The organism is Salinibacterium sp. PAMC 21357 (assembly GCF_000247645.1).
Classification (GTDB): Bacteria; Actinomycetota; Actinomycetes; order Actinomycetales; family Microbacteriaceae; genus Rhodoglobus.
Genome location: NZ_AHWA01000004.1, coordinates 442,687 through 458,567, shown reverse-complemented (window position 1 = coordinate 458,567; position 15,881 = coordinate 442,687). Strand labels below are relative to the sequence as shown.

General features: G+C 59.5%; 13 protein-coding genes and 1 pseudogene. 12 read left to right on the top strand and 2 right to left on the bottom strand.

The features are described from left to right. Positions 1-3 precede the first annotated feature (3 nt). From purN to ON14_RS05450, 11 genes and pseudogenes are all read left to right on the top strand, one after another. Positions 4-588 (top strand): phosphoribosylglycinamide formyltransferase, encoded by a 585-nt coding sequence (purN, locus tag ON14_RS05500; RefSeq protein ID WP_010203712.1) that lies wholly within the window; start codon positions 4-6, stop codon positions 586-588. Between the two features lie 5 nt (positions 589-593). After that, positions 594-2,195: a bifunctional phosphoribosylaminoimidazolecarboxamide formyltransferase/IMP cyclohydrolase gene (gene purH, locus ON14_RS05495; RefSeq protein WP_010203711.1), complete on the top strand. Its 1,602-nt coding sequence runs from the start codon at positions 594-596 to the stop codon at positions 2,193-2,195. Between the two features lie 63 nt (positions 2,196-2,258). Further along, complete coding sequence (ddaH, locus tag ON14_RS05490) at positions 2,259-3,458, top strand: dimethylargininase (protein ID WP_010203710.1); 1,200 nt, start codon at positions 2,259-2,261, stop codon at positions 3,456-3,458. A 270-nt stretch (positions 3,459-3,728) separates the two neighbouring features. After that, positions 3,729-5,434: pseudogene (locus ON14_RS05485) on the top strand (ABC transporter ATP-binding protein). Next, positions 5,431-7,236, top strand: coding sequence for an ABC transporter ATP-binding protein (locus tag ON14_RS05480; RefSeq protein WP_010203706.1), 1,806 nt, complete (start codon positions 5,431-5,433; stop codon positions 7,234-7,236). The pseudogene ON14_RS05485 and the gene ON14_RS05480 overlap by 4 nt, the downstream one beginning before the upstream one ends. Before the next feature lie 181 nt (positions 7,237-7,417). Then, on the top strand, positions 7,418-8,080 hold the full coding sequence (locus ON14_RS05475) for a GntR family transcriptional regulator (protein ID WP_202800913.1): 663 nt from the start codon (positions 7,418-7,420) through the stop codon (positions 8,078-8,080). Positions 8,081-8,122: 42 nt separating this feature from the next. Continuing rightward, a complete protein-coding gene (locus ON14_RS05470) occupies positions 8,123-9,085 on the top strand; it encodes a tripartite tricarboxylate transporter substrate binding protein (RefSeq protein WP_010203703.1) in 963 nt (320 codons plus the stop codon). A 4-nt stretch (positions 9,086-9,089) separates the two neighbouring features. Next, on the top strand, positions 9,090-9,590 hold the full coding sequence (locus tag ON14_RS05465; RefSeq protein ID WP_010203702.1) for a tripartite tricarboxylate transporter TctB family protein: 501 nt from the start codon (positions 9,090-9,092) through the stop codon (positions 9,588-9,590). Continuing rightward, on the top strand, positions 9,587-11,122 hold the full coding sequence (locus tag ON14_RS05460) for a tripartite tricarboxylate transporter permease (RefSeq protein ID WP_010203701.1): 1,536 nt from the start codon (positions 9,587-9,589) through the stop codon (positions 11,120-11,122). The genes ON14_RS05465 and ON14_RS05460 overlap by 4 nt, the downstream gene beginning before the upstream one ends. Before the next feature lie 8 nt (positions 11,123-11,130). Beyond that, positions 11,131-12,012, top strand: coding sequence for a dihydrodipicolinate synthase family protein (locus ON14_RS05455; protein WP_010203700.1), 882 nt, complete (start codon positions 11,131-11,133; stop codon positions 12,010-12,012). A 3-nt stretch (positions 12,013-12,015) separates the two neighbouring features. Continuing rightward, positions 12,016-13,704 (top strand): dihydroxyacetone kinase family protein, encoded by a 1,689-nt coding sequence (locus ON14_RS05450; RefSeq protein ID WP_010203698.1) that lies wholly within the window; start codon positions 12,016-12,018, stop codon positions 13,702-13,704. 12 nt (positions 13,705-13,716) lie between these two features. Here the strand turns inward: ON14_RS05450 and ON14_RS05445 are convergent, their stop codons facing one another. Further along, positions 13,717-14,034 (bottom strand): MGMT family protein, encoded by a 318-nt coding sequence (locus ON14_RS05445; protein ID WP_010203697.1) that lies wholly within the window; start codon positions 14,032-14,034, stop codon positions 13,717-13,719. 69 nt (positions 14,035-14,103) lie between these two features. Beyond that, entirely contained in the window at positions 14,104-14,556 is a 453-nt protein-coding gene (locus ON14_RS05440; RefSeq protein WP_010203696.1) for a GNAT family N-acetyltransferase, read from the bottom strand. Positions 14,557-14,661: 105 nt separating this feature from the next. Between ON14_RS05440 and ON14_RS05435 the strand changes: the two genes are divergently transcribed. Then, positions 14,662-15,876 (top strand): NADP-dependent isocitrate dehydrogenase, encoded by a 1,215-nt coding sequence (locus ON14_RS05435; protein WP_010203695.1) that lies wholly within the window; start codon positions 14,662-14,664, stop codon positions 15,874-15,876. Positions 15,877-15,881 lie beyond the last annotated feature (5 nt).

The window sequence follows — 15,881 nt, the reverse complement described above, 5'->3', positions numbered from 1 at the left end:
TTCGTGCTCACACTCGTTGTCTTGATTTCCGGGGGCGGGTCTAACCTCGCAGCCCTGCTCGAAGCGGCCGAAAGCGCCGACTTTCCCGCTCGCGTCATCGCGGTCGGCGCCGACCGTGCTGCTGATGGTTTAGATCATGCCGAGCACTACGGCATCCCCACTTTCACCGTGCCCCTGTCTAGTTTTGCCAATCGTGACGAGTGGGGTGACGAACTTCTTCAGCAGATTCAGTTGTGGAACGCCGACCTTGTGGTCCTGAGTGGTTTCATGAAGTTGCTGCCGCCGCGGGTAGTTGAGACGTTGTCTCCGAACATCATCAATACTCATCCCGCCTATCTCCCGGAGTTTCCGGGCGCGCATGCGGTGCGGGATGCTCTCGTCGCCGGTGCAACCGAGACGGGTGCCAGCGTTATCAAGGTCGACAACGGTGTCGATAGCGGTCCGATCATCGTGCAGGAGCGCGTCGCGATCGAGCCCGGAGACACCGAAGAACATTTGCACGCCCGCATCAAACCAGTTGAGCGGCGCCTGCTTATTCGCACGATCGAAGACATCGCCACCAACCGCATCAACCTAAAGGAACTCTGAATCTCATGAGCGGCCCAAGCCACAACCCTGCAGACTTTCGCGAACGCGACGTTGTTCCTATTCACCGCGCCCTCATTTCGGTGAGTGACAAGTCGCGGCTTCGTGAACTTGCTGGCGCGCTCGCGGCAGCTGGTGTCGAGCTAGTGTCGACCGGTTCGACTGCGAAGACGATCGCCGCCGCTGGCCACGCTGTCACCGAAGTGTCTACAGTGACGGGGTTTCCTGAATCCCTCGATGGCCGCGTCAAAACCCTGCACCCCGCCGTACATGCCGGAATCCTCGCCGACCTTCGCCTCGAATCCCATGAAGCGCAGCTGGCCGAACTCGGCATCGAAGCATTCGACCTCGTTGTCGTCAACCTCTACCCCTTCGTAGAGACCGTCGCTTCCGGAGCCGCACCTGCCGACATCGTTGAGCAGATCGACATCGGTGGCCCCGCTATGGTGCGCGCGTCAGCCAAGAACCACGCCAACGTTGCGATCGTCACTAGCCCAGACAGCTATGACGAAATCATCGCCGCCGCCACAGGAGACGGCACAAGCTTCGCGCAGCGTTACGCTCTCGCCGCACAAGCTTTCGCCCACACCGCCGCCTACGACACTGCGGTTTCCCAGTGGTTCATGACCGGTGCACTGCTCGGTGAGACGGATGCCGCGACATCCGCCCCCGCCTTCCCGCCGCACATCGAGGTCGCCGCCGACCAGCTTGCCGTTCTGCGCTACGGCGAGAACTCGCACCAGCAGGCAGGCCTCTATGGGGTTGCCCGCTCAAGCGGAATCGCCCAGGCCACCCAGCTCGGCGGTAAAGAGATGTCGTATAACAACTACGTGGATGCCGACGCCGCCCTGCGCGCCGCCTACGACCATGAGACTCCCGCCGTTGCGGTCATCAAGCACGCTAACCCGTGCGGAATTGCCACCGCGGCGACCATCGCAGAAGCTCACGTTTTGGCGCACGCCTGCGACCCGATCTCGGCCTACGGTGGAGTGATCGCGGCGAACGGCATCATCACGAAGGCGGCCGCTGAGTCGATTTCGCCCATCTTCACCGAGGTTGTTGTTGCCCCGGGCTTTGAGCCAGAAGCACTAGAGATCTTGCAAGCGAAGAAGAACCTTCGCTTGCTTCAGTTACCTGAGGGGTACGCCCGCGAGGGCAGTGAGATTCGCCAGATTTCGGGCGGGATGCTTGTGCAAGAGCTCGATAACCACTTCGCTGCGCCTTCCACGTGGACGCTGGCGGCAGGCGACCCCGCTGATGCGGCGACCATTGCTGATCTCGAGTTTGCGTGGCGTTCGGTGCGTGCAGTGAAGTCAAACGCAATTTTGCTTGCCGATGGCGGAGCATCCGTTGGTGTTGGTATGGGGCAGGTCAACCGGGTTGATTCGTGCCAGTTGGCGATTTCGCGTGCCGGCGATCGTGCTGCGGGTTCGGTTGCGGCCAGTGATGCTTTCTTCCCGTTCGCTGATGGGCTGCAGCTGTTGCTCGATGCGGGCGTGCGCGCGGTTGTTCAGCCCGGCGGTTCGATCCGTGATGAAGAAGTGATTGCGGCAGCGATTGAAGCTGGCGTCACGATGTACTTCACGGGCGAGCGTCACTTCTTCCACTAATAGTGGCCAGCGCCGTTTCGGCGCACGGCAAATGCATATATTTCGACGGATAGGTTTGTGGGCATGATTAGTGTGGGTCGGCGTTTAGCCGCAGCGTTTATTTCCGGAATTGCCGTCGCCGGCACCGTCTACCTCGCAACAGGTTTGGCGTTCTTCACGGCGAACGGGGCGGCAGCCGAAAACCTGCCGGCGATCGCCGAGTACTTCTTGCCAATGGCAGCAGTGCTCTTCGTGGTGTATTCGCTGCTCGCGGCGTTGGAGATTCACCGCTACTGGTTTACGGCGGCCGTTGTTGGGCTTGTGGCCGGAATTGTTTCCGCGGTGGCTGGCACAGCGCTCGGAATCATCGCGACCGGCGCCGAGTTGAATGCCGAGGCCTTTGCCTTCATCCTGGCGACACTCTTGGGGACAAACCTGATCTTTGTGGTTGTCACCATCGTGGCGGCGCTGACTGTTGGCCGTCGAGTTTGGGATGCAATCGTCGATGGTGCCGTTCAGCCGACTCGCCTGATTGCTCTGGTTCGCGCACCGTCATCGCGATTGGCTGAGGGCGAGCTCACGCACCTCGATCGTGTTCCTGTTGATGCTGATCTCGCAGATACCCAGTGGGAGGCCTACGTTGAGGCCTTGCGCGCTAACGGGTTTGAGACCGTAGAGGTTGCTGCTGCCGATGAGCTTGCTGATTCTGTCTTCATCGAAGACACCGTCGTGGTGTTCGGTGAGGTCGCTGTACTGACGAGCCCTGGTGCCGAGAGCCGTCGGGGCGAGATCGACGCTGTGCGTGAGAGTGTTTCATCGCTCGCGCTCGAAGTTCACGAGATCATCGAACCCGGAACGCTCGATGGCGGCGATGTACTGAAGGTCGGTTCTACCGTGTACGTCGGTCGTGGTGGGCGCACCAACGCTGAAGGTATTCGCCAGCTTCGAGCAATTGTTTCTCCGCTCGGTTATTCGGTAATTGCTGTTCCGGTAGAGAAGGTGCTGCACCTCAAGAGCGGCGTCACGGCGCTCCCCGATGGCACCGTTATTGGCTACGCAGATCTGGTCGACAACGTTGACCTCTACGACCGCTTCTTGGCTGTGCCAGAGGCCGAGGGTGCCGCTGTCGTTGTGCTGTCGGATGATGCGGTGCTCATGTCGTCGTCGGCGCCAAAGACCGCGGCGCTCATCGAAAACCTTGGGTACCGCGTTGTCACTGTTGACGTGTCTGAGTTCGAGAAAATGGAAGGTTGCGTTACGTGCCTTTCGGTGCGCCTCCGCTGAATTGAGTCAATTTCAAAAAATCGTGGTTTAGCAATTGTGAATACGCTGCGACAGGCATATCCTAAAAAGCTGTCTGCTCAGCGTCCCCCGACGATTGCGGCAGCTCACGGTCGCGACTGAAGTGACCCGCAGAACATTCGATCACCTTTGGTGGTGATCCCTTCTCGTCAAGGAACCACGGTGTCACAACAGTCTGTCCCGCCCGAGCGCGTAAAAGCGGTCGGCACTTTTGCGGCAATTCGCCGACTTTATCCCTATGCAAAACCGGCAATGCCGCACATCTATTTGGGCATGGCGGCGGCTCTCGCTGCGGGTGTCGTTGCGCTGCTAATTCCGCAAGTGCTGCGATCCTCGTTGACGGTCCGCTGCAATCGGGCGACTCTTCCGAAATCTGGCCGGCGTTCTTCATCGTGCTGGGGCTCGGTGTTGTCGAAGCGATCATGATTGCGCTTCGTCGATTCTTTGTGCTCACGCCGGGAACGCATGTTGAGGCGCGAATGCGCAACACGCTCTACATGACGCTGCAGCATTTGCCCGTGAGCTTTCACGACCGGTGGCCAAGCGGTCAACTGTTGTCTCGTGCCGTCAGCGACCTCAACCTCATTCGACGGTGGTTGTCGTTTGGCCTGGTACTTCTCGTCGTTAACGTGCTCACGATCGTTGTTGGCCTCATCTTTCTCGTCAACATCTCGTGGGTGCTTGGCGTCATCTTTATCGTGACCTCGATTCCGCTCTGGATCTATGGCTACGTTTTCGAAAAGAAATACTCGATTGTGGCTCGTCGCAGCCAGGACCAAACGGGCGACCTCGCAACCGCGGTCGAAGAATCGGTTCACGGCATCCGCGTCTTGAAGGCGTTTGGTCGGGGCAATCATGCCTTGACCGGATTCTCGGCACAGGCCGAGAGCCTGCGCGGTACCGAGATTGAGAAAGCTCGCGCTATTGCCGGCATCTGGCTGTGGCTGCTTCTGGTGCCCGATGTGATGTTTGCGCTGGGACTCCTTGGCGGTGTCTGGCTTGTCGTGCAGGGAAACATTTCCGCTGGCGATCTGGTCGCGTTCTTTGCCACCGCCACAGTTTTGCGATTCCCGGTGGAGTCAATTGGCTTCCTGCTGTCGATGACGTTCGATGCCCGAACGGCTGCCGACCGCTTTTTTGAAGTGATGGACTCCGAAAACGCCATCACTGATCCCGAAAACCCTGAAACAATTACGGATAGCGAGGGTCACCTTGAGTTCACCAATGTGCACTTCCGCTACCCCGATTCACCCGCAAATGTGCCCGACCTCATCAACGGCATCAACCTGAGCGTGAAGCCGGGGGAGACGATGGCGCTCGTGGGGCTCACCGGTTCGGGCAAGTCGACGATCACCGCTCTCACTACCCGGCTGTATGACGTCACCGAGGGGTCAATCAGCATCGACGGTGTCGATGTGCGCAACCTGTCGCTCGTTGAGCTGCGACGGCATCTGGCGATGGCGTTTGAGGATGCCACCCTGTTTTCCTCGAGCGTGCGAGAGAACGTGCTCATGGGCCGCCCAGATTCAACCGAGGAGGAACTGCGCGAAGCCCTCAGCATCGCTCAGGCCGACTTTGTTTACGACTTACCGGCGGGGCTCGACACTCTCGTTGGTGAAGAGGGGCTCAGCCTCTCGGGTGGTCAGCGTCAGCGTCTCGCTCTTGCCCGCGCGGTCGCCGCGAAACCTGCCGTTCTCGTTCTCGATGATCCGCTTTCGGCCCTCGACGTCGACACCGAAGCCCTCGTCGAAGCCGCACTGCGCAAGGTGCTCAGTTCGACCACGGCGCTCATCGTGGCGCACCGACCGTCGACGGTGATGCTCGCCGATCGCGTCGCATTGCTCGAAGACGGCAAGGTCACCGCGGTCGGAAAGCACTCCGACTTGTTGGCGACAAGCAGTCACTACCGTTACGTCATATCCAGCCTTGAAGAGGAAGAGCAGGAGGCCACCTCATGAGCGTGACGGGAACTTCTGGCGAAGAACGCAACGACTACACGAAAGACGAGAGCCGCCAAATTCGGCAGCGTTCTCTTCACCTGCTCGGCTCGCTAATCGTTCCGCTGCGTGCCCGCGTTATTCTCACGATGGTCGTGGTCGTCGTGAGTACCGCAGCGCAAGTTGCTGGCCCCGCGTTGATCGCATTCGGCATTGACCGGGCGCTTCCTGCCCTCATCGATGGCAATAGCTTGCCGCTCGTTCTCACCGTCGCCGCCTACCTCATTACGGGCATCGCCGGGGCAACAATGATCGCCTGGTACACCGTGCTGAGCGCACGAGTGAGCCAAGCGATTCTCTTCGACCTGCGCAAACGCGTATTTCTGCACACCCAGCGGTTGAGCCTCGAGTTTCACGAGAGCTATACCTCTGGGCGCATCATTGCGCGTCAAACCAGCGATCTCGATGCGATCCGTGAGCTGCTCGACTCGGGCATCAACCAGCTTGTTCAGGGCGCCCTCTACATGGTGTTCATTGCCATTGCGATGTTCTCGCTCGACTGGGTGAGCGGCCTCGTGCTGTTTTGTGCCCTCATCCCGTTGGCGTTCCTTACGCGATGGTTCCAGTTGCGTTCGCAATTGCACTTCCGTGAAACGCGCACGGCTTCAGCCAAGCTGATCGTGCAGTTTGTGGAGACGATGACGGGCATCCGTGCGGTCAAAGCTTTCCGCAAAGAAGAGCGCAACCGTGAAGAGTTCGGCGGGCTCGTCGAGAACTATCGCGATGCCAACGCTCGCGTCATCCAGCTGTTCGGAATCTTTGATCCCGGATTGGTATTCATCGGAAACGTTGCTTTGGCAATGATTCTGCTGATTGGTGGGCTGCGGGTATCGACCGGGGACCTCGCAATCGGTGCCCTCCTCGGCGCCCTGTTGTATGCGCGTCAATTCTTTGCTCCGGCTCAAGAAATGGCGATGTTCTATAACTCGTACCAATCGGCTGCCGCTGCGCTCGAAAAGATCTCGGGTGTGCTCGAAGAACGCCCAAGCGTGGCTGACCCCACGACGCCGATCGACCTGCGCAAAGCCAAAGGAACCGTGAAGTTCGACGGTGTCGAGTTTGCGTACAACGCCGATAAGGTCATTCTGCCCAAGTTCGACCTCGAGATGCCGGCCGGACAAACCATCGCCATGGTGGGAACGACCGGCGCCGGAAAATCGACGCTCGCCAAGCTCATCTCGCGTTTCTACGATCCCAGCCAGGGAGTTGTTTCGCTTGACGGAGTCGACCTACGCAAACTGCATCCGAAAGACCTTCGCCGAGCAATCGTGATGGTCACCCAGGAGGCGTACCTCTTCTCGGGAAACGTCGCAGACAATATCGCGCTCGGCAAGCCCGACGCGACCCGCGACGAGATCATCAAGGCCGCGAAAGCGGTGGGAGCGCACGAGTTCATCGAGGCACTGCCCAATGGTTACGACACCGATGTGAACAAGCGCGGAGGGCGAGTGAGCGCTGGGCAACGACAGCTGCTGTCGTTTGCTCGTGCCTTCATCGCTGACCCGGTAGTGCTGATTTTGGATGAAGCTACCGCGTCATTGGATATTCCGAGTGAGCGTCTCGTGCAGGCCGGCCTTCAAACGCTGCTCTCCGATCGCACCGCCATCATCATTGCGCACCGCCTCTCGACGGTCGCGATTGCCGATCGCGTTCTCGTGATGGAACACGGCCGCGTCATCGAAGATGGCACTCCGCAAGATCTCATTTCGGGCAGCGGAAAGTTTGCTCAACTGCATGCTGCGTGGCGAGACTCGCTCGTTTAGTCGCTCATTTGGCGCGTTTGCGTTGCCGCCCCGATGCTCAGGTATCGGGGCGGTTTTTGCGTTAACGCGTGAGTTATGGGCAGCAGATATCGCGCGTCTGACTGCGGACTTGACGCGGCTGATCGATCTGGATACTGTGTGTTTACCGTTTACTGTTTACTGTAAACAGAGTGAGGAACCAATGATGCAGCCTCTGCTTCCACAACGCCCGATCGGGCTCGGCGACCAAGTCGCTGATGAGCTCCGTCGGCAAATAGTGACGCAAGTGCGACCGAATGGTTCGCTGCTTCTGGAAGAGAAATTAGCTACCGACTTTCAGGTAAGCCGTGGCCCCGTTCGCGAAGCCATCCGCACGCTTACTCAAGAAGGACTCGTAGCGAGCGGAAAGCGAAGCGCAACAGTCATCGGGCTCACCGCCGCCGACATCGACGAGCTATTCTCCCTACGCGCATCCTTAGAACTGTTGGCATTGCGTGAGGCGGTCGTGCAGCATTCCGACGACCTCAACGCATCGCTCGACGCCGTCATCGTCGACATGAAGGCCGCCGTTGCCGCCGTCGACGCCGCCGCTTTCACCCTCGCCGACCTGCACTTCCACGGGGCCTTTTACGCCGCGTCTCAGCACCGACGCCTTTCTGATGTTTGGGCTCAGTATCGCCCAACCATCGAATTACTTCTTCTCGTCGCCAACGTTGGCCACGCCGATCTCGAACCCGCGCTGCACAGTCATCTCGTGCTCGCGCAACTCATCCGTGAAAAGGAGCTCGACGCAGCATGCGACGAACTCGAGAAACACCTAGACCACTCACGCGCTCGAGTGCGCCGTGAGTATGCGGGCGGCTAACCACCCTCTCGCACCACCCACAACGATGTGAAAAGGAAAACAGTGAAAAACAAGCTCATCACCATTGCCGCAGGAGCTGCGGCACTTCTCCTCTTGACTGGCTGCGCGAATAGAGACGCTGCCGTTGTCGATGACGAGGACTACCCGAGTAAGGCGATCACCCTTGTGGTTCCTTACGCCGCTGGTGGTGCATCCGACCTGTCGGCTCGCACTCTCGCCGCGGCGATGGAAGAGTCCCTCGGGCAGTCCATCATCGTCGAGAACCGCACGGGTGGTGCCGGTTCAGTCGGGCTCTCCTACCTCTCCGGTCGCCCAGCCGATGGATACTCGATTGGGTACCTCCCCGTTGAATCAGTAATGCTGCAGTATCAGGGTTACGACCTTGACCCTGCCGCCTACGATGTACTCGGTCAAATCGTTTCGGTACCGGCAACGATTGCCGTACCGGCAGACAGCCCCTATGAAACGTTGCAGGATCTCGTCGATGCTGCAGAAGCTAACCCGGATTCCATCACCGTTTCCAACTCTGGTGCAGGATCGATCTGGCAGGCAGCGACAACGGCGCTTAACGAAGTGGCCGGCGTCTCGTTGAAGCCCGTTCCGTTCGACGGTGGAGCTCCAGCAGTTACCGCAGCGATCGGTAGTCAGGTCGATGCTGTTATTGCCGGTATCTCTGAAACTGCTCCAGCGGCAGCGGATGGTCGCCTGCGCGTGCTTGCCATTTTCGATGACGAAGCTTCCGATGCATTGCCTGGAGTCGAGACCGCTAAGTCTCTCGGATTCGATGTATCCATCGGTGGTTGGGGCGCAATCGGTGCTCCCGCTGGATTGCCCGATTCTGTGCGCGATGCACTGTCAGAGGCCGTAAAGGCGGGCGTCGAATCTGAAGAATTCACTTCCGTTATTAACAAGTCCGGCAACCTTCCGGTCTACAAGAACTCGAGCGACTTTACGACGTTCTTCAACGCGGAGTCGGAGCGATTCGGCGCGCTCTTCGCAGAGTAGAACAATGACTGCTCCTGTTCTTTCGGAGCAGGCCCCCACGGCCGGCGGTGACGAATCTCGTTTCCGCCGGCTGGTCGGCCCGCTCGCAGGCCCGGCAATTGGACTCATCTTCGGACTCGCGGTCGTTGTAATGTCGCAGTCCATCGTTGAGCCCAACATTGCGACAAGTTTCAGCCCGCGATGGTGGCCGCAGTCGCTCGGCGCTCTCATCGCGATCTTGAGCGCCGGTGTGCTCATCAAGGACATCGTGCGTCCTGGTGCTCCCGATGAAATGGAGCCCGCCACGCGAACTGGCTACGGCCGCGTACTTGCCGTCTTCGGTGCAATCGCTGCGTACGCGGTGGTCTGGTATTTCGTAACCTTCCCGATCGCAACCGCGCTGCTCTTTGTGGCACTCGTTCTCATCTTGGGCGCGCGCGGGTGGAAAGCGATCGTTATTTTCCCCCTCGTGTGTACCGGCGTGCTGTACACCCTGTTCGGACTGCTATTGAAGGTGCCGCTATGAACCCCGTGACAGTTGGTCTCGAACAACTCGCCGACCCCTTTGTCTTGCTGTGTATTTTGATCGGTGCTCTTGTAGGCATGCTCGTCGGGGCCTTTCCCGGCGTTACGGCCACAATGGCCGTCGCTCTGGCCAGCAGTTTTACTTTGACCATGGACCCGGTTCCGGGGCTGGCGGTGCTCCTAACGATCTACGTCTCCGCCAACTTTGGCGATCGCGTTCCGGCGATCCTGGTGAATACTCCCGGAACTCCGGCGTCAATCGCGACGACTTTCGACGGCTATCCGATGGCGAAGAAGGGACTGGCCGGAGTAGCACTCACGACATCCGCGTTCGCCTCAGCAATCGGCACGTTTGCCGGGCTGTTGTTGCTCGTCTTCGCTGCGATCCCACTCTCAAAGATTGCGCTTCAGTTTGGCCCGGCCGAGATGTTTGCCCTCGTTGTTTTCGGGCTCACCATGATGGTTGGCGTCTCTGGCGGCAAGATTGGCAAGGGGCTGATTGCCGGAGCCATTGGATTGGCACTGGCCGTCATTGGCCGCGACCCCATTACCGGAACGGAACGCTTCACCTTCGGGATCCTGGAGCTCAGCGATGGCATCCCCTTCATCGCCGCAATTATTGGGCTTTTCGGTGTTGCCGATGTGCTCGACCAGATGTTGAGCCATCGGGCGGAAAAATATACTCCGATCACCCAATTCGGGCGTTGGTGGCCCAACCGCGCAGAGCTGCGCCAGATGGTCAGGCCACTCTTCGTGGGATCCGGAGTTGGTGCTGTCGTCGGTGCTGTTCCTGCCGCGGGTGGTGATATTGCCGGAATCATGTCGTGGGCAGCAGCGAAGAAGGCATCGAAGCATCCCGAAGAGTTTGGAAAAGGCTCGATCGAAGGCCTGACTGCTACAGACACTGCTTCGAACGCAACACTCGGTCCCTCCGTCACCACAACGCTGGCGCTCGGTATTCCCGGAGACTCAGTGATGGCAGTGCTCATTGGATCGCTCATCATCTGGGGTATTCAACCCGGGCCGGCGCTCTTTACCAATCGCCCAGATCTTGTTTACACGATCGCAGGAATCATGGTGGTCGCCACGGTTCTCACGTTGGTACTCAGCCTCGTGCGGCTGCGTGGCGTGACCAAACTTCTCGAACTCAAGCCAGCCTTCCTGTGGACCGTCATCATCGTGTTCTGCATGGTGGGAACCTTCGCCGTGAACAACAGCGTCTTCGATGTGGGAGTCATGCTGCTGTTCGGTCTCGTCGGGTTGGTTCTGAGGCGCACGGGATTCCCTGCGGGACCCGTTGTGCTCGGGCTGATCTTGGGCAAACTCGCCGAAGGCAACCTACGGCGAGCGCTAGAAATTGGCGGTATCGAGAACATTTTGACCAGCCCGATCGCCGTGACGACACTGATCATCAGTGCCGCAGCGATCACCCTCCCTGCACTGTTCGCGCGCGTCAAGCGCCGAAAGCTCGCCCGACTCAATACGGCGCAGCAAGCTACGACATCGTTACCAACCGACTCTCTCCGAAAGTGATCAGAACCATGACTATTCCCCTGACCCCCCTCGTCATCACCGCCACACCGACCCTCTTCAACGCGGACGAAACTCTGAACCTTGAGGGCATTCGTTCACACGTTGAGTGGTTACGCGCCCACGGTGTCGACGCACTATTCCCCGCCGGAACTTCGGGCGAGTTCCCGTCGCTGACCGATGACGAACGTCTCGAAATCCTCTCTATCTGTCTCGACGTTTTTCCAGCGGATAGCGTGTACTTTCACGTCGGTGCCGCCACCGCGCGACAGGCCGAGAACCTCGTACGCCGTGCGGTGGCCGTCGGAGCGACTCGCATGGCAGCGATCACCCCGTTCTTCCAGCCAGCACCCGAAGACCAGGTCGTCGACTACTACCGTCGTCTCGTGAACGCGGCCGACGGTGCTGAAATTTTCGCGTATCTCTTCGAAGCCCGCACCTCCAGCCACTCACTGCCCAGCGTCCTTTCGCGACTCGTCGAGGTCGGTGTTGCGGGGGTCAAGCTCAGTGGGGAACCCGACGAACGTGTCGAGCAGTTCATCGCCGCAGCGCCGGAAGGGTTCGCGGTCTTTTCCGGCAACGACGTGTCCTTCGGCTGGCTCATTCAATCCGGTGGTCACGGCATCATCTCGGGAGTATCGTCGGCGTACCCCGAACCATTCGTGAAGCTCCGCGATGCTCTCATCGCCAACGACGCCGATGCTATCGCTCACTGGCAAGCAAAAGTTGAGCAAGCCGTAATCGCGGTACGTGCAGGCAGTTTGACTCACCTCAAAGCAGGAATCGCTGCCCGTGATTTTGCCGCGAGCCCGGTACGTTCAGCAATCGCACCCGTTAGTGACACTGATCTCCTCACGATTCAGTCACTCGCCACCGAATACAACGAGAACTAGACCATGCGCAAGATTATTAACGAGCCAGACGCCTTCGTTGACGAAGTAATGGAGGGCATTTTTGCTGCCCACGCCAGCCAAGTTCGGCCGGCGACGACCGACAATCGCACCCTCGTTCGCGTAGATTCACCGAAGACGGGGCGGGTGGGCATCGTCACCGGTGGCGGCTCTGGTCACTTGCCCTTTTTTCTCGGGTACGTCGGTCAAGGTCTCTGCTCAGCCGTGGCAATTGGCAACGTGTTCTCGTCTCCATCGTCGGCCCAAATCTATGCCGCATCGCAGGCGGTTAGTTCCGACGCCGGGCTGCTCTACCTCTACGGCAACTATGGGGGAGACGTCTACAATTTCGACATTGCCGCCGAGATGTGCCGCACTAATGGCATCCAGATCAACACGGTCCTCGGAACGGATGACCTTCTCTCCGCCCCGCCGGAAAGAGCCAATGATCGCCGCGGCGTGGCTGGGCTCTTCTTGGTCTACAAAGTGGCCGGCGCTGCTGCCGACCAGCTGCTGAATCTTGATGAAGTTACGCGCATCGCCAACGCTGCCGTGCAGAACACGCGCACGATGGGGGTCGGCCTGTCGCCAACGATTCTGCCGGCAGCGGGAGAAGCAACATTCCACCTCGCTGACGGCGAGATGGAGATCGGGGTCGGCATCCATGGAGAACAAGGTACCCATCGCGGTCCGCTGGAGTCTGCCGATCAGATCACCGATCGCTTTCTCGAAGGGATTGCTGGCGAACTAAATTTGACGGACGGTGCACGCGTTGCTGTGCTCGTTAATGGCTTGGGCGCGACACCGCTAGAAGAGCTCTACGTCATGTATCGCCGGGTGAACAGCGTGCTCGCAGCGCGCGGGGTGACTATCGCGCATCGCTTCGTTGGCGAATATGTCACGAGCCTCGAAATGGCCGGAGCATCGCTCTCGATCATGATCCTTGACGATGAACTTGAGGCGCTCATTGCCGCTCCGGCAGCGTCGCCGTTCTTCCAACAGGGAACCACCGAAACGATCTCGGCGGCGGATGCTCCGGCCTTGGTCGATGCGTCAGTATCGGCGTTTGCCCCTGCCCCGGTTACGACCGGCACGCGAAGCGTCGCACGAGAGCTGTTGATTGAGCGCCTGCCTGCGATGTCCGCCCATGGTGAAGAGCTTCGTGAACTCGATGCAGCGCTCGGCGACGGAGACCTCGGAATCACGGTGACCAAAGGAAGTGTAGCCGTTGCCGCTGCTCTCCGTGAGCTGCCCGAAGACTCTGACGCGGCGACACTGCTCCGTGCCGCTGCTAGCGCTTTCGCGGCAGCGAACCCGTCGACGTTTGCCGCGTTGGTTGGCTCAGGACTCTTTGCCGCAGCCGATGCCATGCCAGCTCGAAGTGAACTCGGCCTCGATGAACTCGTGGTCGCGCTTCAGGCAGTTTTCGATCGCGTGAGCGAGAAGGGTGGAGCACGTCTCGGAGATAAAACCTTCCTCGATGTTTTGCACCCTGTCATTCAGGCGCTTGCCGGGTCTAAAGGATCAGGCGCGGGGACGATCGCGACGGCCGCAGCTAGAGACGCGGTCGATGCTTCCGCTCAGCTGCAGTCAGCACGGGGGCGAGCAGCGTGGCAACAGGAACGAACCATTGGTCACCGCGATCCCGGTGCGGTTGCTGTGCTGCGGTTTGTGGAAGTGCTTTCGGGCGAATGAGGGCTTGGCGCGCTACGCAGAGGGGCGAAAGCGCGCAAGCTTCAGATCGACCCGATAGCTGCCGTCGGGCATCCATCTCAGTGGCGTTGATTCGGCCTCGTAGTGTTCGAGCGCCTGATCTTCGTGACAGACCGGTGGATGCCCGCCCGCACGAATCACGCGCCACCACGTGACGTCAGAGCCATAACGCGCCATGACGGTGCCGACGGCTCGCGCGGCTCGGGAACCAATCGTCGCGGCCACGTCGCCATAGGTCATCACGTGCCCGGCGGGAATCGCGTCAACCACAGCCAGCACGCGGGTGACGAAGTCGTCATTAATGGCGTTCACGGGATCAGACGTTGACTGTGAGATCTGCTGGGAGCGGATCGTTGAAGTCGTGGCAGCGCGCTGGGCGCTCTAGAGGGTGTACTCGCCGAGCTTCTCGCCGTATTGGGTCTCGCCAATAACGCTGAAGCCGACTTTGAGGAAGAATTGTTCTGGGCCGTCATCGCCCTCTTCCCAAATCGCGGTGATTCGGTCGAAGCCGCGACTGCGGGCCTCTTCGCACAGCGCTTTGACAGCGAACCGACCAACGCCGGCGCCTTGAGCATCACCAGAGACGCTCACGCGCCAAATGCAGCTGCGGAATTCTTCTTGCGAAGCTTCGGGGTCAAAGTTGCCCCGAATGAAGCCAACAACCGTGTCGCCGTCGAGGACCACGCGGGGCCACGACGTGAGGGGATCGATGAACGCATCGGCGATCGCATAGGAGGGCGGCGTGACGAACTGCTCTTGGCCGCGTCGAAGCGTGAGGTTGTTGGCGGCAACGATGGTGCTTGCCGATAATTCTTCAAGTCGTAAGTCACCCATAGATACAGGCTAACCCGCGGTAGACAGATGCGCCAAGGTATCTCGATGTCGAGATACTTAAGAAAAAGAGTAAGCTGGTGGAGGCCACTAACTAAGGAGCAAAGCTTGTCCAAGATCAAGGTAGAAGGCACCGTCGTCGAACTCGACGGCGACGAAATGACGCGTATTATTTGGCACCGGATCAAGGAAACCCTGATCCACCCCTACGTTGACGTCAACCTCGAGTACTACGACCTCGGCATTGAAAGCCGCGACGCAACCGACGACCAGATCACCATTGATGCGGCTCACGCCATCCAAAAGCACGGTGTTGGCGTCAAGTGCGCAACCATTACCCCCGACGAAGCCCGTGTTGAAGAATTCGGCCTCAAGAAGATGTGGCGCAGCCCTAACGGCACCATCCGCAACATCCTTGGCGGCGTTATTTTCCGCGAGCCCATCATCATCTCGAACATCCCGCGTCTCGTTCCGGGCTGGAACAAGCCGATCATCATCGGCCGTCACGCCTTCGGCGACCAGTACCGCGCCACCGACTTCCGGTTCAAGGGCAAGGGGAAGCTGACCGTTGAGTTCGCCCCCGAAGACGGCTCCGAGCCCATGAAGTTTGAGGTCTATGACTCCCCGGGCGATGGAATCGCTCAGGTTCAGTACAACCTCGACGACTCGATCGTTGACTTCGCTCGTGCCAGCCTCAACTACGGCCTCACGCGCAACTACCCCGTGTACCTCTCGACGAAGAACACGATCCTCAAGGCCTACGACGGTCGCTTCAAGGACATCTTTGAAGAGATCTTCCAGACCGAGTTCAAAGAGAAGTTCGAAGCTGCCGGCCTCACCTACGAGCACCGCCTCATCGATGACATGGTCGCTTCGGCCATGAAGTGGGAGGGCGGTTACGTCTGGGCCTGCAAGAACTATGACGGCGACGTTCAGTCCGACACCGTAGCTCAGGGCTTCGGCTCGCTCGGTCTCATGACCTCCGTTCTGGCCACGCCAGACGGAAAGGTTGTTGAAGCAGAGGCAGCTCACGGCACCGTGACTCGTCACTACCGTCAGCACCAGCAGGGCAAGCCCACCTCCACGAACCCGATCGCTTCGATCTACGCGTGGACCCGTGGACTCGCTCACCGTGGTGTGCTTGACAACAACCAGGAGCTCATCGAGTTCGCTTCGACCCTGGAAGACGTTGTCATCAAGTCGGTAGAGGGCGGTCACATGACCAAGGACCTCGCACTGCTCGTCGGACCGGACCAGAAGTGGGAAACCACCGAAGAGTTCCTCGACACACTCGACAAGAACCTCGCTGCCCGCCTCGCATAATTTGC